The sequence below is a fragment of the Streptomyces olivochromogenes genome (assembly GCF_001514115.1).
Lineage (GTDB): Bacteria > Actinomycetota > Actinomycetes > Streptomycetales > Streptomycetaceae > Streptomyces > Streptomyces olivochromogenes.
Genome location: NZ_KQ948457.1, coordinates 360,799 through 386,124, shown reverse-complemented (window position 1 = coordinate 386,124; position 25,326 = coordinate 360,799). Strand labels below are relative to the sequence as shown.

At 69.9% G+C, this 25,326-nt stretch carries 15 protein-coding genes and 1 pseudogene; 3 read left to right on the top strand and 13 right to left on the bottom strand.

Annotated elements, in window-relative coordinates; all coding sequences use genetic code 11:
- Positions 1-22: 22 nt before the first annotated feature.
- Positions 23-1,720 carry an extracellular solute-binding protein gene (locus AQJ27_RS21675; protein WP_067371212.1) on the bottom strand — a complete coding sequence of 566 codons (1,698 nt, stop codon included), beginning with the start codon at positions 1,718-1,720 and terminating at the stop codon, positions 23-25.
- A 375-nt stretch (positions 1,721-2,095) separates the two neighbouring features.
- Between AQJ27_RS21675 and AQJ27_RS21670 the strand changes: the two genes are divergently transcribed.
- Positions 2,096-4,951, top strand: coding sequence for a glycoside hydrolase family 3 C-terminal domain-containing protein (locus AQJ27_RS21670; RefSeq protein ID WP_067371210.1), 2,856 nt, complete (start codon positions 2,096-2,098; stop codon positions 4,949-4,951).
- A gap of 237 nt (positions 4,952-5,188) precedes the next feature.
- Here the strand turns inward: AQJ27_RS21670 and AQJ27_RS21665 are convergent, their stop codons facing one another.
- From AQJ27_RS21665 to AQJ27_RS21640, 6 genes and pseudogenes are all read right to left on the bottom strand, one after another.
- Positions 5,189-5,677, bottom strand: coding sequence for a hypothetical protein (locus tag AQJ27_RS21665; RefSeq protein ID WP_159064378.1), 489 nt, complete (start codon positions 5,675-5,677; stop codon positions 5,189-5,191).
- A gap of 22 nt (positions 5,678-5,699) precedes the next feature.
- Positions 5,700-7,853: a hypothetical protein gene (locus AQJ27_RS21660; protein ID WP_067371206.1), complete on the bottom strand. Its 2,154-nt coding sequence runs from the start codon at positions 7,851-7,853 to the stop codon at positions 5,700-5,702.
- Between the two features lie 598 nt (positions 7,854-8,451).
- A pseudogene (locus AQJ27_RS54785) lies at positions 8,452-8,628 on the bottom strand (IS1380 family transposase); the annotation flags it as partial.
- Between the two features lie 633 nt (positions 8,629-9,261).
- Positions 9,262-10,707 carry an aldehyde dehydrogenase family protein gene (locus AQJ27_RS21650; RefSeq protein WP_067371202.1) on the bottom strand — a complete coding sequence of 482 codons (1,446 nt, stop codon included), beginning with the start codon at positions 10,705-10,707 and terminating at the stop codon, positions 9,262-9,264.
- Positions 10,708-11,298: 591 nt separating this feature from the next.
- The gene (locus AQJ27_RS21645) at positions 11,299-12,960 is read right to left on the bottom strand and encodes a PucR family transcriptional regulator (protein WP_067371199.1); all 1,662 of its coding nucleotides are present in this window, start codon (positions 12,958-12,960) and stop codon (positions 11,299-11,301) included.
- Positions 12,961-13,140: 180 nt separating this feature from the next.
- Entirely contained in the window at positions 13,141-15,594 is a 2,454-nt protein-coding gene (locus AQJ27_RS21640; RefSeq protein WP_067371197.1) for an ATP/GTP-binding protein, read from the bottom strand.
- A gap of 343 nt (positions 15,595-15,937) precedes the next feature.
- Here AQJ27_RS21640 and gabT point away from each other — a divergent pair, with 343 nt between their 5' ends.
- Both gabT and AQJ27_RS21630 read left to right on the top strand, forming a co-directional pair.
- Complete coding sequence (gene gabT / locus AQJ27_RS21635) at positions 15,938-17,272, top strand: 4-aminobutyrate--2-oxoglutarate transaminase (RefSeq protein WP_067371195.1); 1,335 nt, start codon at positions 15,938-15,940, stop codon at positions 17,270-17,272.
- 170 nt (positions 17,273-17,442) lie between these two features.
- On the top strand, positions 17,443-18,300 hold the full coding sequence (locus tag AQJ27_RS21630) for a phosphatase PAP2 family protein (protein WP_079065138.1): 858 nt from the start codon (positions 17,443-17,445) through the stop codon (positions 18,298-18,300).
- On the opposite strand, the gene AQJ27_RS21625 is transcribed toward AQJ27_RS21630, so the two are convergent.
- The 6 genes from AQJ27_RS21625 to AQJ27_RS21600 form a co-directional block, all read right to left on the bottom strand.
- On the bottom strand, positions 18,288-20,096 hold the full coding sequence (locus AQJ27_RS21625) for a chitinase (RefSeq protein WP_067371193.1): 1,809 nt from the start codon (positions 20,094-20,096) through the stop codon (positions 18,288-18,290). The genes AQJ27_RS21630 and AQJ27_RS21625 overlap by 13 nt on opposite strands.
- Positions 20,097-20,207: 111 nt before the next feature.
- The gene (locus tag AQJ27_RS21620) at positions 20,208-20,660 is read right to left on the bottom strand and encodes a bifunctional DNA primase/polymerase (RefSeq protein WP_067371191.1); all 453 of its coding nucleotides are present in this window, start codon (positions 20,658-20,660) and stop codon (positions 20,208-20,210) included.
- 209 nt (positions 20,661-20,869) lie between these two features.
- Positions 20,870-22,288 (bottom strand): NAD(P)/FAD-dependent oxidoreductase, encoded by a 1,419-nt coding sequence (locus AQJ27_RS21615; protein ID WP_067371189.1) that lies wholly within the window; start codon positions 22,286-22,288, stop codon positions 20,870-20,872.
- Between the two features lie 72 nt (positions 22,289-22,360).
- Positions 22,361-23,161, bottom strand: a complete 801-nt coding sequence (locus tag AQJ27_RS21610) for an ABC transporter permease (RefSeq protein ID WP_067371187.1) — start codon at positions 23,159-23,161, stop codon at positions 22,361-22,363.
- The gene (locus tag AQJ27_RS21605) at positions 23,162-24,085 is read right to left on the bottom strand and encodes an ABC transporter permease (protein WP_067371185.1); all 924 of its coding nucleotides are present in this window, start codon (positions 24,083-24,085) and stop codon (positions 23,162-23,164) included.
- Positions 24,085-25,236, bottom strand: coding sequence for an ABC transporter ATP-binding protein (locus AQJ27_RS21600; protein ID WP_067371183.1), 1,152 nt, complete (start codon positions 25,234-25,236; stop codon positions 24,085-24,087). The genes AQJ27_RS21605 and AQJ27_RS21600 overlap by 1 nt, the downstream gene beginning before the upstream one ends.
- Between the last annotated feature and the right edge of the window lie 90 nt (positions 25,237-25,326).

Genomic DNA, 25,326 nt, shown 5'->3' with positions numbered 1-25,326 from the left:
TTCTCCTTGCCTCGGTACCCGGTCAGCTCGCCGCCGGGCCGTTCTCGTCGAGCAGCTTCTTGTACCAGTCGCGCAGTTGGTCGCCGCCCTTGCTCTTCCAGTCGGAGACGGCCTGCTGCATGTCGCTGATCTTCTTGCGGCCGCGGACGATGTCGTCCTCCAGCTGCTCGAAGTCGTTGGAGAGGTTGGTGTAGCGGCTGGGTTCGGTGATCTGCATGCCGTAGAAGGAGGACTTCTTGGTGAAGGCGCCCATCCGCTGCTGCCACTCGACCTGCGCCTTGGCGACCTCGGGGAAGTCGGGGTGGGCGATGGTCGCGGTGGGGCTCGCGACCATGACGTAGGCGTTGATGACCTCGTTGTTGCCCTGGTCGGTCTTGGTGGGAACGCCGTTCTTGACGGTGTAGTGGGTGCCCTCGACGCCGTAGTTGGTGAGCATGTACTCCTTGGTGCCGTACGGCGCGGCGGTGACGTTGGCGACGGCCAGCACGTCACGGATGACGGACTCGGAGGCCTTCTTGCTGACGAAGGCGAAGATGCCGGCCGGCTGTTCGGCCCAGAGGGTCGGTGAGCCGCCGTCGTGGCCGAAGATGTCCATGCCCCAGATCTTGTAGTCCGGGTTCTGGGTGGCCTGTTCGGCGGTGCGGCTCCACCACTGCGAGATGTTCTGGGCGTAGATGAGGAACTCGCCGGCCGCGAACTTGGGGCCCGGGTCGGTGGCCGCGCTCTTGCCCAGCCTGGCGTCCGGGTGGACGTATCCGGCGGCGAAGAGCTTGCGGGTCCACTCCAGCGCTTCGAGGTACTCCTGGGTCTCGATGCGGTAGACCATCTTGCCGTCGACGAGGTTCCAGCCGAGCGGCTTCTCACTGCCCGAGAGCACACCGAAGGACTGGAAGGCGGTCCACTTCATGTCGAGGCAGGCCCACCGCTTGGCCTTGGCGTTGGTGATCTCCTTGCACAGCGCCATGAACTCGTCGGCCGAGGTGGGGACTTCGTACCCCTCCTTGTCGAAGATGTCCTTGCGGTACAGGGGCACGATGCCGGTGACGTACGGGGCCGGCTGCGGCAGGCCGCGCAGCTTGCCGCCGAAGAGGGAGCGCTGCCAGGCGTCCGTCGGGATCGCCGCGAGGTTCGGGTACTGCTTGATCGCGTCCCCGGAGAGGTACGGGCCGAGGTCGGCGAACTTGCCGATGATGGCGCTGGGTATCTTGCCGCCCATGTTCCAGCCGGGGATGACCACGACGTCCGGGATGTCGCTGGAGGCCAGGACCGCGCCGAGCTTCTGGTCGTAGGTGTTGCCGTCCTGGTTCTGCCACTCGACGTCGACACCGATCAGGTCGTTCATCGCCTTGTAGTAGGCGTTGTCCGACTTCGGCGGGGACCCCCAGAACGGCGACATGATGCTGACCTTGCCGCCCTTGCCGAGCTTCTTCGGTACCGAGGTCTTCAGGGCGGCGATGTCGAGCTTGCTGGTGAAGCCGACCGCGGAGCCGTTCTTGGCGGCGATGTCAGGGGTCACCACGTTGGTCGCGATGTAGGCCGGCAGCAGCTTCTTGGCGCTCTTGCCCGCCGACGTGCCCCCGCCCGAGCCGCTGTCCGAGCCGCCGCAGGCGGCGAGCAGCGGCATCCCTCCCGCGACCGCCGCGGCGGCGACCGCCGTGGAGGCGAGGAAGCTTCTCCGGCTGGGAGCGGAGGGGGCGGAGGGGGCGGTGTTCGGCGTCATTGCGTCAACCCTTCGTGGCGCACAGCAGGACACCCGGCGGTGGAGCCGTCGGCTGCGGTGTCTTGAGTGGAACTGGCTGAGCTGAAGCGGTCCTCGGAGGACTGCGTGGAAGTCTGCGTGCCCCGAGGGAGCCACTCCACTAGTCGAAGCGCTTCGATGTTGCTGCGAGGTTAAGTGAACACCTGGGGGTGCACAAGAGCCGATTCCAAGATTCCTCGGAGGTGTGGAGGACTGGACCGGCCTCGTCGGGCGCTTGAAATGCCAATGAGGAAACGGAGTTGTTGCGTCGAGGTGTCTTGACACCCGCCCCTCGGGCGAACCAGCATCGAAGCGCTTCGAAAGCACCCCGTCGCTCCACCGCAAAGGGATCACCACGTGACCGCACAAACGCCGCCTACGCCGCCTTTTCGCGATCCGCAGCTGCCGTTCGCGAAGCGCATCGACGATCTGCTGGCGCGGCTCACGCTCGACGAGCGCATCGCGTTCCTGCACCAGTACGCGCCCGCCGTGGAGCGGCTCGGGGTGGCCGCGTTCCGCACCGGCCAGGAGGCGCTGCACGGCGTGGCCTGGATGGGCCCGGCGACGGTCTTCCCGCAGGCCGTCGGCCTCGGCGCGACCTGGAACGACGAACTCGTGCGCCGCGTCGGCGAGGCGGTCTCGGCCGAGGTCCGCGCGATGCGCGCCCGCGACGACCGGGTGGGCCTCAACGTCTGGTCCCCCACGGTCAATCTGCTGCGCCACCCGCTGTGGGGCCGCAACGAGGAGGGCTACTCGGAGGACCCGAAGCTCACCTCCGCGATCGCCACGGCGTACACCCGGGGTCTGCGCGGCGACCATCCCCACTACTGGCGCACGGCCCCCGTCCTCAAGCACTGGCTCGCCCACAACAACGAGACGAACCGGGACACCACCTCCTCCTCGGTCCGCCCGCGAGTGCTGCACGAGTACGACCTGCGGGCCTTCCGCGCGACCGTCGAGGCGGGCGCGGTGGCGGGGGTGATGCCGGCGTACAACCTGGTCAACGGCCGCCCCAACCACGTCTCCCCGTATCTCGGGGAACACCTGCGCACCTGGACGGACCAGGACCTCCTGGTCTGCTCCGACGCGGGCGCCCCCTCCAACCTGGTCGACTCCGAGCACTACTTCGACACCCACGAGGAGGCGACCGCCGCCGCGATCCTCGCCGGGGTCGACAGCTTCACGGACCACGGCACGGACGGTTCGAAGATCGTGGACCGGGTCCGAGGGGCCTTGGAGAAGGGCCTGCTGAGCGAGACGGACATCGACGCGGCGGTCCGCCGACAGCTCGCGATCCGCTTCCGGCTCGGCGAGTTCGACCCGCACGCGGACCCCCATGGCGACACCTCGGACTTCGACACCCCGGCCCATCGCGCGCTCGCCCGGGAGGCGGCCGAGCAGGCGATCGTCCTCCTCAAGAACGACGGCCTGCTGCCCCTCGCCCCGGGCGTGCGCGTCGCCGTCGTGGGCCTCCTCGCCGACGAGTGCAAGCTCGACTGGTACAGCGGCACGCTCATCCACCGCTCCACACCGCTGGAGGGCCTGTACGAGCGCTTCGGCGCCGAGCACGTCGACTTCGCCGAGGGCGTGGACCGCGTACGTCTGAGGACCTCCTCCGGTACGTATCTGTCGGTGCCCCTCGCCGTGGACGCGGACGACGAGGTGCGCGGCGCCGAGGGCGCGCTGGACCCGGCCCTGCTCGCGGGCCGCACGGACCTGCCGCCCCTCACCACCGACGCCACCGGTACCGACCTCGCGCTGATCGACTGGGGCGAGGGGCTGCTGACCCTGCGGGCCCCCGACGGCCGCTACCTCTCGGTCGCCGAGGACGGTTACCTCCGCGCGTCCGCCGACCAGCCGGGTGGCTGGGTCGTCCAGGAGACCTTCCGCCTCGAACCGGCGGGTTCCCGCTCCGGATCCCATGGGAGCGGCCACCTCCTGCGGCACGTCGGGACGGGTGGGCACATCTCTGTCGCCGCCGACGGCGTGAAGGTTGCCGACGAATCCCCGGAGATTTTCGAGCTGGAGTTCACCGAGCGCGGCGAGGACGCCGTGGCCCGCGTGGCGGAGGCGGCCGACGTCGTCGTGGTCGTGGCGGGCAACGACCCGCACATCAACGGCCGCGAGACCGAGGACCGCACCACCCTCCGGCTCCCCGCCCATCAGGAGCGCCTGCTGCGCGCCGCCCGCGCCGCGAACCCGGACACCGTCCTCGCCCTGGTCTCGGCGTACCCCTACGCGGTGGACCCCACCGACCTCCCCGCCGTCCTGTGGACCGCGCACGGCGGCCAGGCGGCGGGCACCGCCCTGGCCCGCGTCCTGGCCGGCGACGTCTCCCCAGCGGGCCGCCTCCCGCAGACCTGGTACGCCTCCGACGCGGACCTGCCCGACCTGCTCGACTACGACGTGATCGGCGGCCGCCAGACGTATCTGTACTTCGAGGGCACCCCGCTGTTCCCGTTCGGCCACGGTCTCGCGTACACGACGTTCGCGTACGAGGATCTGGAGGTCACCGAGGCGGAGGCCGGGCTGAAGGTCTCCTTCACGGTCACCAACACGGGCGAGGCGCCCACGGACGAGGTGGCCCAGCTCTACGCGCGCGCCGTGCAAGCGTCGGTGCCGCGCCCCCGCCGCGAACTGCTGGCCCACCGGCGCCTCCACCTCACTCCCGGCGCCTCGGAGCGCCTGGCCTTCGAGCTGCCCCTCTCCGCGCTGGAGTTCTGGGACGTGGCGGTCGGGCGGCCCCGTCTGGAGCCGGGCGCGTACGAACTCCTCGCGGGCGCGTCGAGCGAGGACATCCGGCTACGCACCACGGTCACCCTCACCGGCGAGCCCGCCACTCCCCGCCCGGTACGCGAACAGGGCCTGAACGCGGCCGACTTCGACGAACAGCGGGACACCGAGATCGTCGACCGTACGAAGGTGTCGGGCGACGCGGTGACGCCGAGGGCCGACGCGACGGGCGAACTCGTCCACCGGGGCTGTGACTTCGGAACCGGCGTCACGCGGGTCGAGGTCGAGGCGTCGGGCGAGGGAGTCGTCGAGGTGTCGCTGGACGGGGGCCCGTCACTCGCGACGGTCGCCTTCGGCGGCACGAAGGACCCGTACGACTACACCGCCATCGGCGCCGAGTTCGCGGCCCACGGTGTGCACGACCTGCACCTCAGGCTGCGCGGCCCACTGCGGCTCGCGCGGGTCGGCTTCTCCGGTTGAGGGTCCGGACAGGCCGAACACCAGGGGCCCGGCACCGGAAGGCGTCGGTGCCGGGCCCCTTCGTGCAGGAGGCCGCCCGCCAGGCACAGCGGGCACGCCTGCTGCCTGCTGCCTGCTGCCTGCTGCCGCGTGGACGATGATGCCGGGGCCCCTGGATCCGCTGCTTGCGGACCCCACCTTTCGGGCGGGCGAGGAATGACCACGGCCCCGGAGCTGGATTCCCCGGGGCCGTGCGACCTAGCCAGTCGTCAATTCGACTTCACAGTCGAGTGTTTGAACAAAGGGGTGACCAGCCTGCTGGTATTTGAAGCGACAGCCGTGCGCAGTCCCCTTGGGAGGTGAAAGGATCTTCAGTTTCGCCAAGAAGTATACGTCGCTCGACTTCTTGCCTGCCACCCGCACCGGCCCCGCAGCATAGTTTTTCAACTTACCGAAATCCGGTGCGAACTTATCGCCCTCCACCGCGAGTAACGCGAGCCCATTGGTGTCTTCGAGGCTGTAGGCGTCATATTCGAGCACCTTGATGCCTTTCGGGACCGTCACCAGGGATACCGCGGTAATCTCGATCGGCTGTCCAGTCACATTGTGCGGCACCGGCAGGGCGAACCACCAGGTTTGCCCCACCTTCACGTGCTCGTTGCCGACCGTCCCGCTGGACTGCGCCCCATTACCATCGAGCGCGTGCCCTTCGGCTTCCTTCGGGGCGGTACAGGCGGCCAGTAACAATACTGCGAGCGCTGCTCCGAGCCTAGTAGGAGTAGAAGACACCGGGGTTATCCCAGACTGGCCCGTTTCTGCCCCAGATGTCATGGCGCGCCGCAGTCGAGTTGCCCGCTGTGATGCGCTGTTTATGATCGTGGTCGTACTGACTCGAAGCCCCGAGCTTCACCCCGAACGCAGTGACCGCTCCCGAGAACTTGACGCTGTGTCCCTTCGAGAGCTGGAAGTAGGACCCCGCCGGCACATAGGCTTGGCGATTCGTGGGCGAGCTGGCCCATTTGCTGAATCCGTCCGCTGCGCGAACGTCCTTCCCGTATCGGCCCACGGCGCCACCCGAGGGTACTTTGTACCGGCCGGCCCGAATCTCATAGTGCACGTACGTTTTGCCCATACAGCGGGTCGTCGACTTGATCTTCTTGTATTCGATCGGCACCTGCCACTGTTTGGCGAAGTGTGGCCCGCGGTTGCTGTAGCCGGTGGCATAGCCGATCGAGTTCGCGACGCTCACCGAGCCTTCGATCTTCCACTTACTACCGACCGAAACCGCGGCATCGACGGTGGATGCGGCCTTGGAGTCGTAGTCCACGGAGGCTTTGGCGTCCCAGTAGGCGTGACCTTCTACGACGGTGGTCCAGCCAATGCCCGTCTTGATGACCTGCTTGTACGGAACGCAGTACACGATGGACGGTTCTACGCTTGTGCCGCTTACGGGCATGGAGCTGGTGTCCACCCCGCCGACCACGTACGGGTTGAAGTTCGTGGGGAGTCCGGAGGTCGCGCTCTGCCACTCTGGAAGCGGCTCGCTGCCGAGAGTGTCCACGGTGTACCTGTCCTGCTCCGATCCCCAGCTCTGCGCGTACTGGTCATCTGTTGGCTGGGGCGTGCCGTCGTCTTCGGACTGCGGCAGCAACTGAACGGGGTCTGTGCCCGATTCAGTAGCCGCCGCCAATTGCCGCGTGGCTGCCGACGCGCTGTCAGGAGCAGCGGTGAGATGGTCTGTCCCTTGCATGACCACACCACTGGAGGTCACACCCGTGGCCGTCGCCACGGCATTGACTGCTCCGCCATTGTCGTCCGCTGCGGCTTGCACGTCAGGCGGGAGAGAGTCCGGCAGAGACAGCGACCAGGAGCCGTCATCGGCGGTGACAGCGGTGCCCAGGTCGGGCAGGTCGGTCTCCGTGCCGTCATCCGGCGTGACATCGGCGGCTTCCACCACGACTTTCAGCCCGGCCGCGGGCTGACCGTCGCCGCGTGTGAACCGGCCCTTGAAGACCTTGACACCGGTGGGGTCGGGATCGGGGGCGGGCTCCCCTTCCGCAGAAGGAACGTCACCGTCGGCCGGGCGTGTGCCGAAGTGCGGCGGCCCCTGCTCCATGGAGTTCAGACACGAGGCGGTGTCAGTGAAGATGGTGCCATAGATGCCCGTGCTCACCTCGGAGTTGGTCAGGGCCATCGGGCGCCCGGCATATCCGGCGATGGTGCCGGAGTAGTTGACCGCCCCATCACTGGTGTAGATGGTGCCGGGTCCCGGGCTCCACGCCTGCACCGCACCGGTCAGCCCAGTGAGGTCCACGGTGGCGGCGCTTCCCAGTATCGGCAGACCGGTTGTACCGCCGGGGCTGACAGTGCCTTCGTTGTACGACCAGTGCTTGATGACACCGTCGATCAGAGCGTACAAGGTGCTTCGGTATCCGACCGTCCTGGTGGGCACGGCCCACACATCCTGGGCGGCGGTCATCGCCTGTACCCCGGCATTCGCCGCCGGCACCGTGCCCACGAGGGTGAGGGTTCCGTTGCCGGTGGCCGGAGCGGACTGCGCGTAGACGTTGAGTTTGTGATCCGCATCGAGGACGTAGATTCGATCGAGATCAGCCCAGATCTTCGCCGCATAATGCCAACTACCGCTGGTGCCGTAATTCTTCGATGCGGTCAGCAGCGACCCGCCTGTGGCGGTGTTGTCCTTGAAGGACTTCAGTTCGCCACTTTGTGTCAGCTCATAGATGACGCCTTGACCAGCACCGGTGAACCTGCTTTTGGTGTTTACGGTTGCGCTGAACTCGGTGTCGAAGATCGGACCACCGGCGCCGCCACCCTGGGGATCCCAGTCGACGTACTTCTTGAGGGTGGTGGTGGTACCTGTGGGATACGTACCGGGCTGACCAGTCTCGACATAGGTGGCCACGCTGGACTGGCAAGTTTCCGCAGCCGACGCGCGCACTGGACTTACGAGATCGGGTGCCGCGGCGGCTCCAACAAGCAGGGACGTCACGCACATTGCGCGCGCTAAGCTGGAACCGCGTCTTCGTCCATGACTGAGCGCCACGGGCTCCTCCATTAGGGAAACAGCAAGTAACGCACACATGAATTGCGTGCGTCTGGTGCGTATGGAGCACTACGAACTCTATCCGCATGCGTCTTCGAATCGCCGGCATCTGAGCTTCAATTGAGGTTTTGGCCTCGAAATTTCGTGACGGCCTGCCGGTTTCCCTGACAGGGCATTTCGATTTGTCTGGCCAGTTCTGAGCGCATTTTCCCGAGTGGCTCATCGGGTGGGCGCCGGGTTCCATGGTTCCGGTGCGGGTGGCGCTTCTCGCAGGGGCGGGAATTCGCTGGTCGGCCGGGGTTCGGCAGGGCTTGCAGGCGGTCGATCGCCGTGGCGATCGTGTCGGTCCAGGGCCAGTGCTGCGGTAGCCGGAGCCCCAGCGGCGGGTGATGCCGCTCAGGACGAGGATGGGCGTCCAGGCGAACAGGTCCGGAGCGAGGGAAACGATCTCCAGTCAGATCTGGTCCTGTGTGAAGCCGTGGAGTGGGAGGTTACGCAGGCCGGTGTCGCGCGCATTGCGGATGGGGTCTTCGCAGCGGGCTCTGCGGCGGAGTTCGAGGTCGGCGAGTTGGCTGCCTTGCGTGTTGGTGGCAGAACAGGTGATGCGGTTGCCGTCGACGTCGGTGATCTCGACGCCCCAGGACGCTGGCAGCCGTCGGCGACCCGCGTCGCCCGGTCGCGGCAGGGCGGCCACCGGCTCTCCGGCCCCGGTCCGGCCGTGGTCGACGCCGACGGTCACCCGACCGTCGCCGACCGGCTGTCGGATCTCGCCAACTGCCGTACGCGCCGCCTTACTTCAGCGTGGGCCGAGCAGATCGCGGACAGTGCCCTCGGCCCGGCCTCGGCGAGGGTGCCGATCGGGCGGGAGCGACGTTCCGGCAGTACCAAGACATGGCTTCCGGCAGTACCAAGACATGGCTGGAAGGCCGCTCTTGCCCACAGCAACGACACAGCCGTGTCCGCGCCACGAAGGTCGCGCAAGTGATCTCGCATGGCAGCTTGGCAGCCGACCCCAACCGGTCCCACGCAGCTGAGGGCCTGGAACAGATCCACCTGGTCCGGCCTGCGGGCAAATCGGCAATGGCACGGACGTCGGCGAGTGGGTGGTCGCGGCCCTTGCCCTGCCCGCCCGGGCCCGTGATGAGCTGCAGTCGAAGCGGCTACGACCGAACGCACCCTCGGACGGGGGCGTACGACAACGGCCGAAACCCCCGCACAGTGGGTTCCGGCCGTCGACTGTCGTGTCCTCAGGCGTACTCAGGTGCCCTTAGAGCGCGAGGCCCGTCAGGACGAGGACCCGCTCGTAGGTGTAGTCGTCCATCGCGAACTTGACGCCCTCGCGGCCGACACCGGACTGCTTCACACCGCCGTACGGCATCTGGTCGGCACGGTAGGACGGCACGTCGCCGACGACCACGCCACCGACCTCCAGCGCGCGGTGGGCACGGAAGGCGACCTGGAGGTCGTGCGTGAACACGCCCGCCTGGAGGCCGTACTTGGAGTCGTTGACTGCGGCGAAGGCCTCCGCCTCACCGTCCACCTTGCGCACGGTGAGGACCGGCCCGAAGACCTCCTCGCAGGAGATCGTCGCCTCGGCCGGCACGTCGGCGAGCACGGTCGGCGCGTAGGAGGCACCGTCGCGCTTGCCGCCGGTGAGGAGGGTGGCGCCGGACCGGACGGCCTCTTCGACCCAGGACTCCACGCGCTGGGCGGCGTCCTCGCTGACCAGCGGGCCGACGTCCGTCTTGTCGTCGGACGGGTCGCCGGTGACCTGGGCCTCGACGGCGGCGACGATGCGCGGCAGCAGCCGGTCGTACACCGACGCGTCGGCGATCACGCGCTGCACGGAGATGCAGGACTGGCCGCCCTGGTAGTTCGAGAAGGTCGCGATGCGGGTCGCGGCCCAGTCCAGGTCCTCGTCGCTCGCCCAGTCGGCGAGGACGACGGCCGCGCCGTTGCCGCCGAGCTCCAGGGTGCAGTGCTTGCGCGGCACCGAGTCCATGATCGCGTAGCCGACCTTCTCGGACCCGGTGAAGGAGATGACCGGGAGCCGCTCGTCCTGGACGAGGGCGGGCATCCGGTCGTTGGAGACCGGGAGGATCGACCAGGAGCCGGCCGGCAGCTCGGTCTCGGCGAGCAGGTCACCGATGATCAGACCGGAGAGCGGGGTCGCGGGCGCCGGCTTCAGGATGATCGGCGCGCCGGCGGCGATGGCCGGGGCGATCTTGTGGGCGCACAGGTTGAGGGGGAAGTTGAACGGCGCGATGCCGAGGACGACACCCTTCGGGAAGCGGCGGGTGAGGGCCAGGCGGCCCTGGCCGCCGAGGTCGGTGTCGAGGCGCTGGGCCTCGCCCCCGTTGAAGCGGCGGGCCTCCTCGGCGGCGAACCGGAAGACGGACACCGCGCGGCCGACCTCGCCGCGGGCCCACTTGATCGGCTTGCCGTTCTCGGCGGAGATGAGCTGCGCGATCTCCTCGGTGCGCTCGACGAGGCGCTTGCTGACGTGGTCGAGGGCGGCGGCGCGGACGTGGGCGGGGGTGGCGGCGAACTCGTCGCGCACGGCGTACGCGGCGGCGACGGCCTCCTCGACCTGTGCCTCGGTCGGGACGCTGACCTGTCCGACGACCCGGCCGTCCCACGGCGAGGTGACATCGAAGGTGGTCTCACCGGTGGCCTGGCGGCCGGCGAGCCAGAAGGCGTGGGTGGAAGTCATGTCGAGTCCCGGCCCTTCCGAGGTTGAGGAGTCCTTGGCGTTCGTGGTCCACGGTAGGGCCGGGGCGGCGGGAGGTCGTTTGTCCGGGGCGTAGCAGTGGCGGGGCGTGGCACTCCGCTTTGGCACGATCGAGGTGACCGCCGGTTTCCCTCGCCCCCGCCGCCCCTACCCGTCCCATCCCCGGGGGCTCCGCCCCCGGACCCCCAAAAGACCGCGCCGTTCCCCGCGCCCCTGAACCCGGGGCGGCCAGGGATGCGGGGCGCAGCCCCGCCCCAAGGGGCGCGGGGAACGGCGCGACCAGCCACGGACGGCCCGCAGCCGAACGAATCCGAGCCAGTGAGACACTCGGGGCGCAGCCCCGCCTCAGGGGCGCGGGGAACTGCGCGACCAGCCACAGACGGCCCGCAGCCAAACGAATCCGAGCCAGTGAGACACTCGGGGCGCAGCCCCGCCTCAGGGGCGCGGGGAACTGCGCGACCAGCCACGGACGGCCTGCGGACGAAGAATCCACCCGGGGGGGCTGGGGGCGGAGCCCCCAGGTCTCGGCTACAGCACCCACCGGACCGCGGGCGAAGCGATCGCCCGGGGTTCCTACTCCCCCGCCGCCGCCGTCGCCTTCAGAGCCAGCCACAGTTCCATGCGGACGTCGGGGTCGTCGAGGGAGCGTCCGAGGATCTCCTCGACGCGTCGCATCCGATAACGCAGGGTGTGCCGGTGCACACCCAGATCCGCGGCGGCGGCGTCCCACTGACCGTGCCGGGACAGCCACGCCCGCAGCGAGGCGACCAGATCCCCCCGCCCGGTGGCGTCGTGCTCGTTCAGCGGGCGGAGCAACCCGTCCGCGAACGCCCGCACCGCGTCATCGGCGAGCAACGGCAGCACGGACCCCGCGGCCAGCTCCTCGTGCTCGACCAGCGACCGCCCCCGCCGCCTGGCCACGGACAGCGCCTGCTCGGCCTGCTTGTAGGCGGCGGCCGCGGCGATCGGCCCTGCGGGGGCCGACAGTCCGACGACCAGTTCGTCCTCGTCGCCCACGGGCTGCTCCCGGGTGGCGATCCGCGCGGCGTCCAGCGCGGCCGCGTACTCCCCGCAGGCTGTCACCGCCGCGCCTCCGTCCACGGCGAGCACGACCAGCCGCTCCCCGTCGGGCACGACGAGCACGGACTCACCGGAGCGGGCGGCGGCGGACTCGACGATCTCGGCGAGCCCGCCGAGCGGGTCGCCGTTCGTCGGGTCGGGCACCACGACGGGGGCCTTGGACGGTTTCGCGGCGGCCACGCGCGCGTGCCCGTCCGCGTGCGCCCGCGCCGCCGAAGCGGACGCCGACTCGGCGAGGATCAGCCGGAAGGGCGCGTCGAGCAGCTCCCCGTAGAGGTCTCCGGCCACGGTGCGCGCGTGCTCGGGCTGCCCGGCGAGCAGCATGCGCAGCACCGCCGCCCCGATGCGCTGCTCGGCGGCGTGCAGCGACCGTGAGCGTTCGGTGGTGAGGGTCAGCAGTGCGATCGCGGAGTGCACGGCGTAGCGCTCGGCGGTGCCGAGGGCGGCGGCCGTTCCGACGGCGAGCGCGGCGCGGGGGCGGCGGCCGGTGCCGAGGGAGTGGAGTTCCACGCGGTCCTCGCCGCCGACGACGGAGCTGGCGGGCGCGGGGCGCTCGCGCAGCCGTTCCACGTCGGAGGTGATGCGTGCGGCGCGCCGTCCGGCCCACTCGGGCGCGGTGGCGACGACGGCGCCGGACGCGTCGTACAGGGCCGCCCAGCCGTCCACCTGGCCCGCGAGCGCCGACAGCAGCCCCTCGGGGCCGTCGTTCAGGGCCTGCTTCGTCAGTTCGCGCTGCGCGGCGAAGCCCGCCGTCACGGCCCGGTACTGGTCCGCGGCGATCGCGGCCGACACGGCCTTGCTGATGGCCAGGAAGGGGGTGCGGCGGGGGACCTCCAGGAGCGGCAGGCCCTCTTCCTCCGCCGCGTCGACCAGGGCCTTCGGGATCTCGTCGTAGTTGACCCCGACGGCGAAGCCGAGCCCGACGACGCCGGCTCCCACCAGCCGCTTCACATAGCGCCGCATGACGTCCGGATCCTCCGCGTCCAGCTGGAGCGCGGTGATCAGCAGCAGTTCCCCGCCCTCCATGTACGGCACGGGGTCGGCGAGCTCGCTGACGTGGGCCCAGCGGACGGGCACGTCCAGACGGTCCTCGCCCGCCCGCACGGTCAGCTTGAGCGCGGAGTGGTGGACGATCGAGGCGAGCGTGGGGCGCATGGGACCTTCAGGTCTTCACAGGATCTTCGACGGTCACGGGCAGTGTGATCTTTTGGCCGCAACGTATGAACGACCTATGTCGATTCTGCCTCACCGTACGGTGGGCCGGTGACCTTGTGTCCAGACGTCCTGGTCGACCCACTGGCCCCCGCCCCCGCCCCCGCGGACGGTCCCGACGGCTCAGCTCCGTAGATCCACCAGCAACGGCGGCGCGTGCTCTCCCTCCACCGTGGTGAGCGACAGCACCGCGTGCCCCGGCGGCACCTCGTGCGCCAGCTCGGACGCCGACCACCGCTCCCGCTCGACCTTCCTTATGGTCACCGCGTCCGTGGTGACGGCCTTTCCGGTGACCAGCTTGCGCAGGGCGTGGATGGCCCGGGTCATCGGCTGGTCCGCGAAGACGGTGTGCTTGGCCACGTCACGGGTCTCGACCCACTCCGTGCCCCAGGCGTGGGCAAAGCGGCTGCCGTCCCAGGTCGTGACGCCGGAGAACGCCATCCGGCAGCCCACGGCCCCGTACAGCGGTCCGTGCAGCGCCTCGGGGATGTCGCCGATCGTGCGCAGGGCGAGCACCACCCCCGCGTTCTGGGAGCGCAGGCGCTGGATACGGCGTACGGAGTCGGGGGTCAGCGTTCCGGTGGCGTCGTCGAGGACCAGACAGACGAAGTGCGGGCGCTCGCCGCCGCGGACGACGGCGGTGAACTGGGCCAGTACGAGCCGGGCGAGCAGCCGGGCTGCCTCCTCGTGTCCGTGCTCGGGCAGGTCGATCCGCACCCGCAGCGGGTGGTGGGCCACGGCGCGCAGCGAGAAGGCGCGGGTGCTGCCGCCCGCGCCGAAGAAGTCGGCGAAGGCCGGCCGGTCCAGGAGCGCCAGCCGGTCGGCGAGCGCCGGGCCCGCGTCGGCCGGACTGCCGACCTGCCGCATACGGGCTTCCAGTTCGCGGCGCATCCCGGCGTGCTGCGGCCCGAAGAGGGCTTCGTGCAGGGCGGTCAGGGCCTCCGGTACGCCTTCCAGGAGTTCCCGCAGGACGGGCATGGGCGGGAACGTGCCGTGCACCGCCCGGTAGGGGCCGAGGAGTTGGGCGAGCGCGGTGGTGGCCCGCTGGCCGGCCACCGCGTCGAGGTCCCCGGCCAGCCCTTCGGCGAGGAAGGAGGCGGCTTCGTCGGGGTCGTCGGAGTCCGCGTACAGATCGAGGTCGTGGACGGAGGCGGGGTCGCCGATCTTCACCACGACGTCGAAGGCCGAGTCCGGGCCGAGCGGCGTCCCGGCGGCGGCGACCGCGACGACGGCGCACCGCCCGGTGAGTGCCTGCAGGGCGAGCGACTCGACGACGGGTCCGACCAGGTGCCGGGTCTTCCCGGAGCCGGAAGGACCGACGGCGAGCAGGGAGGTGCCCAGGGCCTCCGGGTCGAGGGCCGCGCCCCCGCCGTCGTAGGCCTCCGGGGTACGGTCCCCGGTCGTCCACCGTCCGATGCGCACCTGTCCCACGAGCACGTCGTGCGCCGCGGTGCGCGCGGGCAGGTCCCGGGCCCCGGAGGGATGCGTCCAGGCCGCCCCGCCCCGTCGCAGCACGGTGTCGACGAAGGCGGCCAGGCGCGTGGCGTCCCACTTCGCCGTGGCCCACGCGCGCCGCACCCGGGCGCAGTCCACGTCGTTCATCCGGCCGCCGAGCACTTCGGCGGTGAGCAGGTCCGCCGCCTCGTGCTGTCCGGCGTCACGGAGTTCGGGCCACTGGGCGGCGGGCAGGTCCGGCGCGAACTTCGCGGTGCCGGCCTCCTGCGCCTCGTTGCGCGCGGCTCGGGCGGCGAGCCACTCCCTGGCGTATCTGCGCCAGGCACCGATCCGGGCGAACGGCCACAGGACGAGCAGGGTGATCAACGCGTAGAGCCCGTCGGTGATCAGCTGCGACCTGAACAGGTCGTAGCCGCCGGAGACCAGGGCGACGAGGGAGAACAGCGGGGCGACGACCGGCAGGGCGTCCCAGCCGACGCCTGGGAAGGCGTCCGGGAAGACGAACGTCAGCGCGATGAGTGCGCCCAGCGCGGCGAGGGCGGCGCGCAAGGGCTGGGGCCGGGCGGTGACGTAATGGCGGACGACCTCGGGCCAGCTCCCCAGCCGGCCCATGGTGTACACCAGCACGCCGAAGAAGACCCCGTTGTAGACCTCGATGGCCTCCGCTCCCTGCCACGCCTTGGGCGAGGTGGTGCCGCTCCACCACCAGTCGTCCGGTGTGAACACCTTCAGCACGACCCACATGTAGGGGACGCTGCCGTGGCGCCACAGCGACCACACGACGAGTGCCACCACAAGCGGGACGGCGAGCCCGACGATCGTGACCGGCGAGAGCCGCTCCCGCCCCTTCGACGGGCGACGCACCCGGTATCCGTACCGCCAGATCCCGGGTCCGGCGGCGGGTCGCGGCCTCTCGAGCCAGTCGGCGACGGTGGGCCGGGGGGCCGGGGACTGCTCCGGCACCGACGGCAGACCCGCGGGTCGTGGCGGTGTCCCCCTCGGCACCGGGGGTACCCCGGGTGGCGGAGACGCGGGTGCCCTACCGGGTGGCGGCGGCACGGCGGGTCCCGGCACGGCACCGGTATGCCCACCCCGCGCGTCCTGCGTCCCGTCGCTGTCCATCGCCCTGCCCCCTGACCAGCCGCTCCGTGCTTCGTCCGCGAGTCAATCTAGTGCCCCTGCGGGGGGAGTTCACCGTTTACGCGGCCGGGTCCGCACCTTGCCCGGGCGCAGCGGCGGCGGACCGGCGAGGGACCGGTGACGGACCGGGACCGCCGGTCCCTCGCCCCTCTATGTCCACCGCGGACAACGGATTCCTCCGACAACGCCCACATGGAGCATGCCGACCCTCCGTTCCCGGCCCTAGCCTGCGAAGAAAGAAGTCAAGAGTCCGAAAACACCCCGCCCGGCACACCCCGTCCGCCGCGGGGACCGTCCGGTTCGCAAGATCACCAGGGAGCCCCTCATGACCGCACTTCCGCAGGAGCGCCGCGTCGTCACCGCCATCCCCGGCCCGAAGTCGCAGGAACTGCAGGCCCGACGCCTCGCCGCGGTCGCGGCCGGTGTGGGTTCGGTGCTCCCTGTCTTCACCACGCGCGCCGGCGGCGGCATCATCGAGGACGTCGACGGCAACCGTCTGATCGACTTCGGCTCCGGCATCGCCGTGACCTCCGTCGGCGCGAGCGCCGAGGCCGTCGTACGCCGCGCCTCCGCGCAGCTCCAGGACTTCACCCACACCTGTTTCATGGTCACGCCGTACGAGGGCTACGTCGCCGTCGCCGAGGCGCTGGCCGAGCTGACCCCGGGTGACCACGCCAAGAAGTCGGCCCTGTTCAACTCGGGCGCCGAGGCCGTCGAGAACGCCGTCAAGATCGCCCGTGCGTACACCAAGCGCCAGGCCGTCGTCGTCTTCGACCACGGCTACCACGGCCGTACGAACCTCACGATGGCGCTGACCGCCAAGAACATGCCGTACAAGCACGGCTTCGGCCCGTTCGCGCCCGAGGTCTACCGCGTGCCGGTGGCCTACGGCTACCGCTGGCTGACCGGCCCGGAGAACGCCGGCGCCGAGGCCTCCGCGCAGGCGATCGACATGATCAACAAGCAGATCGGCGCCGACAACGTCGCCGCGATCATCATCGAGCCGGTGCTCGGCGAGGGCGGCTTCATCGAGCCCGCGAAGGGCTTCCTGCCCGCCATCAGCAAGTTCGCCAAGGACAACGGCATCGTCTTCGTCGCGGACGAGATCCAGTCCGGCTTCTGCCGCACCGGCCAGTGGTTCGCGTGCGAGGACGAGGGCATCGTCCCGGACCTGATCACCACCGCCAAGGGCATCGCGGGCGGTCTGCCGCTCGCCGCCGTGACGGGCCGCGCCGAGATCATGGACGCCGCGCACGCGGGCGGCCTGGGCGGCACCTACGGCGGCAACCCGGTGGCCTGCGCGGGCGCGCTCGGCGCGATCGAGACGATGAAGGAGCTCGACCTCAACGCCAAGGCGAAGAACATCGAGGCCGTCATGAAGGCCCGCCTCGGCGCGATGGCCGAGAAGTTCGACGTCATCGGCGACGTCCGTGGCCGTGGCGCCATGATCGCCATCGAGCTGGTCAAGGACCGCGCCACCAAGGAGCCGAACGCCGAGGCGACCGCCGCGCTGGCCAAGGCCTGCCACCAGGAGGGCCTGCTGGTCCTGACCTGTGGCACTTACGGCAACGTCCTCCGCTTCCTGCCGCCGCTGGTCATCGGCGAGGACCTGCTGAACGAGGGCCTCGACATCATCGAGCAGGCCTTCGCCCGTATCTGACGCCCCACCCGCCCCAGCCCCGGACCCAGGACGGCCGCCCCGAGCGGATTCCGCTTGGTTCCGGGGCTGCGGCGACCGGGGTCAGAGCGTGTGAAGAACGTGTGCGAGGTGCATGACGGGACGCGATTCCGTCTGTCGGAGCCGGATCCCCTGCCGTAGGTTCTACCCAGATGAGAGATACACCCCGCCCACAGGGGACTGTGGGTGACACCGGGTCGAGGCCTCCCCAGCTTCGCCCTGGTCGTGCCCTCGCGCACACACCCGGAGCTTCCGGCTCCGGATCTCCTCACCGATCGGACAGTCGCTCGCCCCAAACCCCCCGGGGCGCGCGACGACCCGATCTGGACGGCCGCCTCGGAACTACCCCCCCTGTTCCGGGGCGGCCGACCTTCCTCCTCGGACGTCGCGGCCTCTTCGGACCTCTCGGCTTCCTCGGCCTTCCGGCCCTCCTCTTCGCGCTGATCACCTGGCAGGTCGCGGCCCACGGCCCCCTCGCCCGCGCGGACGAACGCCTCAGCGACCGTCTCGTTCACCCCGACCGCGTCTCCGAACTGCTGGCCGACCTGGGCAATGTCACCGTCGCGGTGCCGGTCCTGGCCGTCGTGCTCGGGTACGTGGCGTGGCGGGCCCGTGCGGCCGGGCGGGAGCGCTGGTGGCTGCCGTCCCTCGCGACGGCGGCCCTGATGGCGCTCGTACCGGCATTGATCGTGCCTTTGAAAGAACTGGTCGCCCGGCCGGGCCCACCGGTCATGGGCCCGGGCACGGGCTTCTACCCCTCGGGCCACACCGCCACCGCCGTCATCGCGTACGGCGGTGCGGCCCTGATGCTGATTCCATGGCTGCGGCGCGCCGGGGCCCGCCGCGCCCTGCTCATCGGCTGTCTCGCCCTCAACCTGGGTGTCGCCTTCGGCCTGATCCGGCGGGGCTACCACTGGCCGCTGGACGTGGCGGCCAGTTGGTGCCTGTGCACGGTGCTGCTGGTCTCGCTCCGGCTCCTCCTCGGCCGGAACGGCCCTCAGCCGAAATAGCCGTCGAAGGTCCGCTGGAACTCCCAGCTCCCGTAGCGGTCCCAGTTGATCGACCACGTCATCAGGCCGCGCAGTCCCGGCCAGGTGCCGTGGGTCGTGTACGAGCCGCAGTTGGTCTTCCTGGTCAGGCAGTCCAGGGTCTTGGTGACCTCGGACGGCGCCACGTAGCCGTTGCCCGCGTTCGTCGACGCCGGCATGCCGATCGCCACCTGGTCGGGACGCAGGGGCGGGAAGACGTTGTTCGCGTCACCCGCGACCGGGAAGCCGGTCAGCAGCATGTCGGTCATCGCGATGTGGAAGTCCGCGCCGCCCATGGAGTGGTACTGGTTGTCGAGGCCCATGATCGAGCCGGAGTTGTAGTCCTGGACGTGCAGCAGGGTCAGGTCGTCGCTCAGGGCGTAGATGACGGGGAGGTAGGCGCCGGCCCGGGGGTCCTGGCCGCCCCACTTGCCCGTGCCGTAGTACTGGTAGCCGAGCTGGACGAAGAAGGTCTCCGGGGCCATCGTCAGGACGAACGCGGAGCCGTACTTGGCCTTCAGGGTCTTCAGGGCCGAGATCAGGTTCACGATCACCGGTGTGGTCGGGCTCCTGAAGTTCGTGTCGGCGGCGTCGAGCGAGAGCGAGTGGCCCTCGAAGTCGATGTCCAGGCCGTCCAGGCCGTAGGTGTCGATGATCTTCGAGACGGAGGACACGAAGGTGTCGCGGGCGGCCGTCGTCGTCAGCTGCACCTGGCCGTTCTGGCCGCCGATCGAGATCAGCACCTTCTTGCCCGCCGCCTGCTTGGCCTTGATCGCGGCCTTGAAGTCGGCGTCGCTCTCGACGGTCGGGCACTCGGTGACGGGGCAGCGGGTGAAGCGGATGTCGCCGGAGGTGGTGGAGGTCGGCTCACCGAAGGCCAGGTCGATGATGTCCCAGCTGTCGGGGACGTCGGACATGCGGGTGTATCCGGAGCCGTTGGCGAAGCTCGCGTGGAGGTATCCGACGAGGGCGTGTCCGGTGGAGCCTCCCGAGCCCGTGGACGTCGTCGCCGTGACCGTCGCCGACTTCGCCGACTCCCCCGCGTCGTTCACCGCCGTGACCTGGAAGGCGTACGCCGTCGAGGGCGCGAGGCCGCTCACGGTGGTCGAGGTGCCGGTGGCCGTCTGGACTTTCACCCCGTCGCGGTAGACGGCGTAGCCCGTCGCGCCGGTGACCGGTGACCAGGACAGGGCGACGGTGGAGGACGTGACCGCGCCGGCGGCCAGGCCGGTGGGCGAGGCCGGGGGCTGCCCCTGGTCGGCGCCGGGGCCCACGAGGGAGACGTCGTCGGCGTAGTACGCGCCGGTGCCGTACCAGCCGTGGGTGTAGAGGGTGACCCTGGTGGTGGACGGGCCGGTGCGGAAGGTGGTGCCGAGCTGCTGCCAGTCGGGTGCGGACTGGGTCCAGGTGGAGACGTCGGTGGTGCCGGTGCCGCTCGCGCCGAGGTAGACATAACTGCCCCGGACGTATCCGGCGAGGGTGTACTGGGAGTCGGGTTTGACGGTCACCGTCTGGGAGCACTGCGCGTAGTCATTGCCGGCCGGGGTCGCCCGCAACGCCGAACCGCCACTGCGCACCGGCGAGTTGACGACGGCGCCCGCCGTACAGGTCCAGCCGTCGAGGCCCGCCTCGAATCCGCCGTTCCTGACCAGGTCCGCGTCGGCCGCACGGGCGGCCGACGAGAGTGCGGCGAGGCCGGGTACGGCCAGAACGGTGGCCGTGCACACGGCGAGCAGCCTTTGCCGCGTGGACGGTCTGGTGCGTTCGGTGCGATCCACAACTGCCTCCGGGCATGGGGGGATTCAGGAGGGTGGAGCGCGCCCAACTTGGTCCAGACCAATCCTGTTGTCAAGACCTTTGGCCGTTACCGGGGTCCGTCCCCGTGGCGGCTATCGACCCTCGTTTCCGGCGATGCCCGCCGCCGCCTCGTGCATGGCCAGTTCCAGCAGCGCCGGATCGGTGAGCGTGCCGGTGCCGTCCGGCGGGATCAGCCAGCGGACCCCGCGAGTGCTCCGCCCCGGGTACGGCACCACGATCCACGTCCCGCGCCCCGCCGTGCGCACCCCCGTGCCGAGCCAGCGCGCCGCGGTGCCGGGCGGCACGAGGAAACCCATCCGGGCGTCGCCGAAGTCGACGAGCACCGGGCCGAGTTGGTCGATCACCCGGGTCAGCACGTCGAGCGTGGGATAGCCGAGCTCACCCGGCAGGATCAGTACGTCCCAGAGCCTGCCGGCCGGCAGCAGCGCGATCCCCGTCGGATTGCGCTCCCATTCCCGGCGGCAGGCCTCGGGATCCGGCGCCACGGATGCCAGCCACTCGACCGCCGTCTTGGCCCCTGTCATGGCGGAACCTCCCTTTCACCTCGTGTGGACGCTGGTCGCGCCACAGAGGGGAGGGAGGTTCGGGCCGGGCATTACGCGGGTTCCGCCACTTGTTGGTGGTGAGCCGGATCACAGTGGGTGAGCTGGGCGTACGCCTGTGGATCAGCCACGGCGGCGCACGCCCTGCCGGAGCGGCTCAGCCACGGCGGCGCACGCCCCGCCGGAGCGGCTCAGCTGTCGAAGCCCAGCCCCAGCTTGTCCATCGTCTTCAGCCAGAGATTGCGCCGCCCGCCGTGCGCGTCCGCCCGCGCCAGCGACCACTTGGTGAGCGCGATGCCGGTCCAGGCGAAGGGCTCGGGCGGGAAGGGCAGGGGCTTCTTGCGGACCATCTCCAGCTCCGTGCGCTCGGTGCGCTCCCCCGCCAACAGGTCGAGCATCACGTCCGCGCCGAACCGGGTCGCGCCCACACCCAGGCCCGTGTACCCGGCCGCGTACGCGACCTTTCCGTGGTGCGCCGTGCCGAAGAAGGCCGAGAAGCGCGAGCAGGTGTCGATCGCACCGCCCCAGGCGTGGGTGAAGCGGACGCCCTCCAGCTGCGGGAAGCAGGTGAAGAAGTGCCCGGCGAGCTTCGCGTACGTCTCCGGGCGGTCGTCGTACTCGGCGCGCACCCGGCCGCCGTACGGGTAGATCGCGTCGTAACCGCCCCACAGGACGCGGTTGTCGGCGGAGAGCCGGAAGTAGTGGAACTGGTTCGCCGAGTCCCCGAGGCCCTGCCGGTTCTTCCAGCCGACGGACGCCAGCTGGTCGGCGGTCAGGGGTTCGGTCATCAGCGCGTAGTCGTAGACCGGGACGGTGTACGCGCGCACCCGCTTGACCAGGTTCGGGAAGATGTTGGTGGCGAGCGCCACCTTGCGGGCGCGGACGGAACCGTACGGGGTGCGTACGGCCATGCCGGCGCCGTACGCCTTCAGGGCGAGCGCGGGCGTGTGTTCGTACACCCGCACCCCGAGTCGCAGGCAGGCCCGCTTGAGACCCCAGGCGAGCTTGGCGGGGTGGAGCATGGCGACGCCGCGGCGGTCGTGCAGGCCCGCGAGGAAGGTCGGCGAGTCGACCTGTTCGCGGACCGCGTCGGCGTCCAGGAACTCGATGCCGTCCGCCAGGCCCCGCTCCCGCAGTTCCTCGTGCCACTCGCGGAGTTCGGCCGCCTGGTGCGGCTCGGTGGCGACGTCGATCTCGCCGGAGCGCTCGAAGTCGCAGTCGAGGGAGTAGCGGGCGACGGCCGCCTCGATCTCGTCGAGGTTGCGGGCGCCCAGCTCCTCCAGCTTCCCGATCTCGTCCGGCCAGCGGGTGAGTCCGTTGGCCAGGCCGTGGGTCAGGGACGCGGCGCAGAAGCCGCCGTTGCGGCCCGAGGCGGCCCAGCCCACCTCGCGGCCCTCCAGGAGCACCACCTCACGCTGCGGGTCGCGCTCCTTGGCGATCAGCGCGGTCCACAGTCCGCTGTAGCCACCGCCGACGACGAGCAGGTCGCAGGTCTCGGCGCCGGTGAGGGCGGGCTCGGGGTGGGGCTTGCCGGGGTCGTCCAGCCAGTACGGAACCGGCTGGGCTTCGGAAAGAGACGTGGTCCAACGGGTCATGGCGCTTGGGGCCATGATTTCAACTCCCTACAGCTGAATTACCCACCGAAATTTCTCTGTGGGTGATGCCTTCCGCGATGCCTTTTACTATGCCTTTTGCTTGTTGCGGCGGTTGCTGATGACCATTCCGGCCAGGACGAACAGTACGGCGACGATGAACATGGCCGTACCGATGACATTGATCTGAACGGGGGTTCCGCGCTGCGCCGAACCCCACACGAACATGGGGAAGGTGACGGTCGAACCCGCGTTGAAGTTGGTGATGATGAAGTCGTCGAAGGAGAGCGCGAAGGCGAGCAGCGCGCCCGCCGCGATACCGGGGGCCGCGATGGGCAGGGTGACGCGCAGGAACGTCTGCACCGGGCCGGCGTAGAGGTCCTGTGCCGCCTGCTCCAGGCGCGGGTCCATCGACATCACGCGCGCCTTGACGGCCGTCACGACGAAGCTGAGGCAGAACATGATGTGGGCGATCAGGATCGTCCAGAAACCCAACTGAGCACCCAGGTTGAGGAACAGGGTGAGCAGCGAAGCGGCCATGACGACCTCGGGCATCGCCATCGGCAGGAAGATCAGCGAGTTCACCGCGCCGCGCGCCCGGAAGCGGTAGCGGACGAGGGCGAAGGCGATCATCGTGCCGAGGATCGTGGCCCCGATGGTCGCCCAGACGGCGATCTGGAGGCTGATCGAGAGCGAGCCGCACATGTCGGCGACCCCGCACGGATCGCGCCAGGCGTCGAGGGAGAACTGCTGCCACTCGTAGTTGAAGCGCCCCTTCGGTTTGTTGAAGGAGAACACCGTGACGACGACATTGGGCAGCAGCAGATATCCCAGCGTCAGCAGTCCACCGATGACGACGAGATTCCGCTTGAACCAGCGTACGAAGGCCATTTAGACCAGATCCTCCGTCCCGGACTTGCGGATGTAGAGGGTGACCATGATGAGGATCGCGGCCATGAGGATGAAGGAGAGCGCGGCGGCCGTCGGATAGTCGAGGATCCGCAGGAACTGCGTCTGGATGACGTTGCCGACCATCCGGGTGTCCGTGGAGCCGAGCAGGTCGGCGTTCACGTAGTCACCGCTGGCCGGGATGAAGGTCAGCAGCGTGCCGGAGACCACGCCGGGCATCGACAGCGGGAAGGTGACCTTGCGGAAGGTCGTGAAGGGCTTCGCGTACAGGTCGCCCGCCGCCTCGTGGAGGCGTCCGTCGATGCGCTCCAGCGAGGTGTAGAGCGGCAGGATCATGAAGGGCAGGAAGTTGTACGTGAGGCCGCAGACCACCGCCAGTGGTGTGGCCAGGACGCGGTCGCCGGAGGTGAAGCCGAGCCAGTTGGTGACGTCCAGGACGTGCAGGGTGTTGAGAGCGCCGACGACCGGGCCGCCGTCCGCGAGGATCGTCTTCCAGGCGAGCGTGCGGATGAGGAAGCTGGTGAAGAACGGCGCGATGACCAGGATCAGCACGACGTTGCGCCAGCGGCCCGCGCGGAAGGCGATCAGATACGCCAGCGGGTAGCCGAGCACCAGACACAGGATCGTCGCGGCACCCGCGTACAGCACCGAGCGCAGGAACTGGGGCCAGTAGTCGGCCAGCGCGTTCCAGTACGTCTGGAAGTGCCAGGTGACCTTGAAGCCCTCTTCCAGGGAGCCCGTCTGCACGGACGTGGAGACCTGGTAGACCATCGGCAGCGCGAAGAAGACCAGCAGCCAGAGGATGCCGGGCAGGAGCAGCCAGTACGGGACGAGGCGGCCACGCTTGCGGGGCGGCTTCTTGTCGGACTGCGGCGCGAGGAGTGGCGCCTCGGTGACGCTGGCCATCAGGCGGCCTCCTCCTCGACCGTTTCCACGCCGGCGTCGATGTCCTGCGCCGCGTCGAGGCCGAAGGTGTGCGCCGGGCTCCAGTGCAGGACCACCTCGGCGCCGGGGGTGAGCCGGGCGTCGCGGTCGATGTTCTGGGAGTAGACCTCGAACTCGGGGCAGACGGCGCTGTCGATGACGTACTGCGTGGAGACGCCGATGAAGCTGGAGTCGGCGATCCTGCCGGTGATCCGGTTGCGCCCGCCCGGGATCTCGCCCGCGTCGTCGATGTGCGTGAGGGATATCTTCTCTGGGCGGACTCCGACCAGGACCTTGCCGCCGGTCGTCGTGGGCGCCGAACATCGCGCCTGCGGCAGTACCAGCTTGCCGCCGCCCGCCGCCAGGACGATGTCGTCGCCGTCCTTGCCGTCGACGGCGGCCTCGATGAGGTTCGAGGTACCGAGGAAGTTGGCGACGAACGTGGTCTGCGGGTTCTCGTAGAGGTCGGCGGGGGCGCCGAGTTGCTCGACGCGGCCCGCGTTCATCACGGCGACCGTGTCGGCCATCGTCATGGCCTCCTCCTGGTCGTGCGTGACGTGCACGAAGGTGATGCCGACCTCGGTCTGGATGCGCTTGAGCTCCAGCTGCATCTGACGGCGCAGCTTGAGGTCGAGGGCGCCGAGCGGCTCGTCGAGGAGCAGCACCTTGGGGTGGTTGATCAGGGCGCGGGCCACGGCGACGCGCTGCTGCTGGCCGCCGGAGAGCTGGTGCGGCTTCTTGCGGGCCTGCTCGCCGAGCTGGACGAGTTCCAGCATGTCCTCGACCTGCTTCTTCACCGACTTGATGCCACGTCGGCGCAGACCGAAGGCGACGTTCTCGAAGATGTCGAGGTGCGGGAAGAGGGCGTAGGACTGGAAGACGGTGTTCACCGGCCGCTTGTACGGGGGCAGGTGGGTCACTTCCTGGTCGCCGAGGAAGACGGTGCCGGAGGAAGGTTCCTCCAGGCCCGCGATCATCCGCAGGGTGGTGGTCTTGCCGCAGCCGGACGCCCCGAGAAGGGCGAAGAAGGAGCCCTCGGGGACGGTCAGGTCGAGCGGGTGGACGGCCGTGAAGGAGCCGTACGTCTTGCTGATCCCGGAGAGGCGGACGTCGCCGCCGTTGTCTGTCGTCATGGTGTGGTCCCTGGATGTCGGGGTCGTAGGGGTGTCCGGGGCGGACCGCGGTCGCCGCGCCGGTCGGGGGCCGCGCGGCGGAGCCGGCGC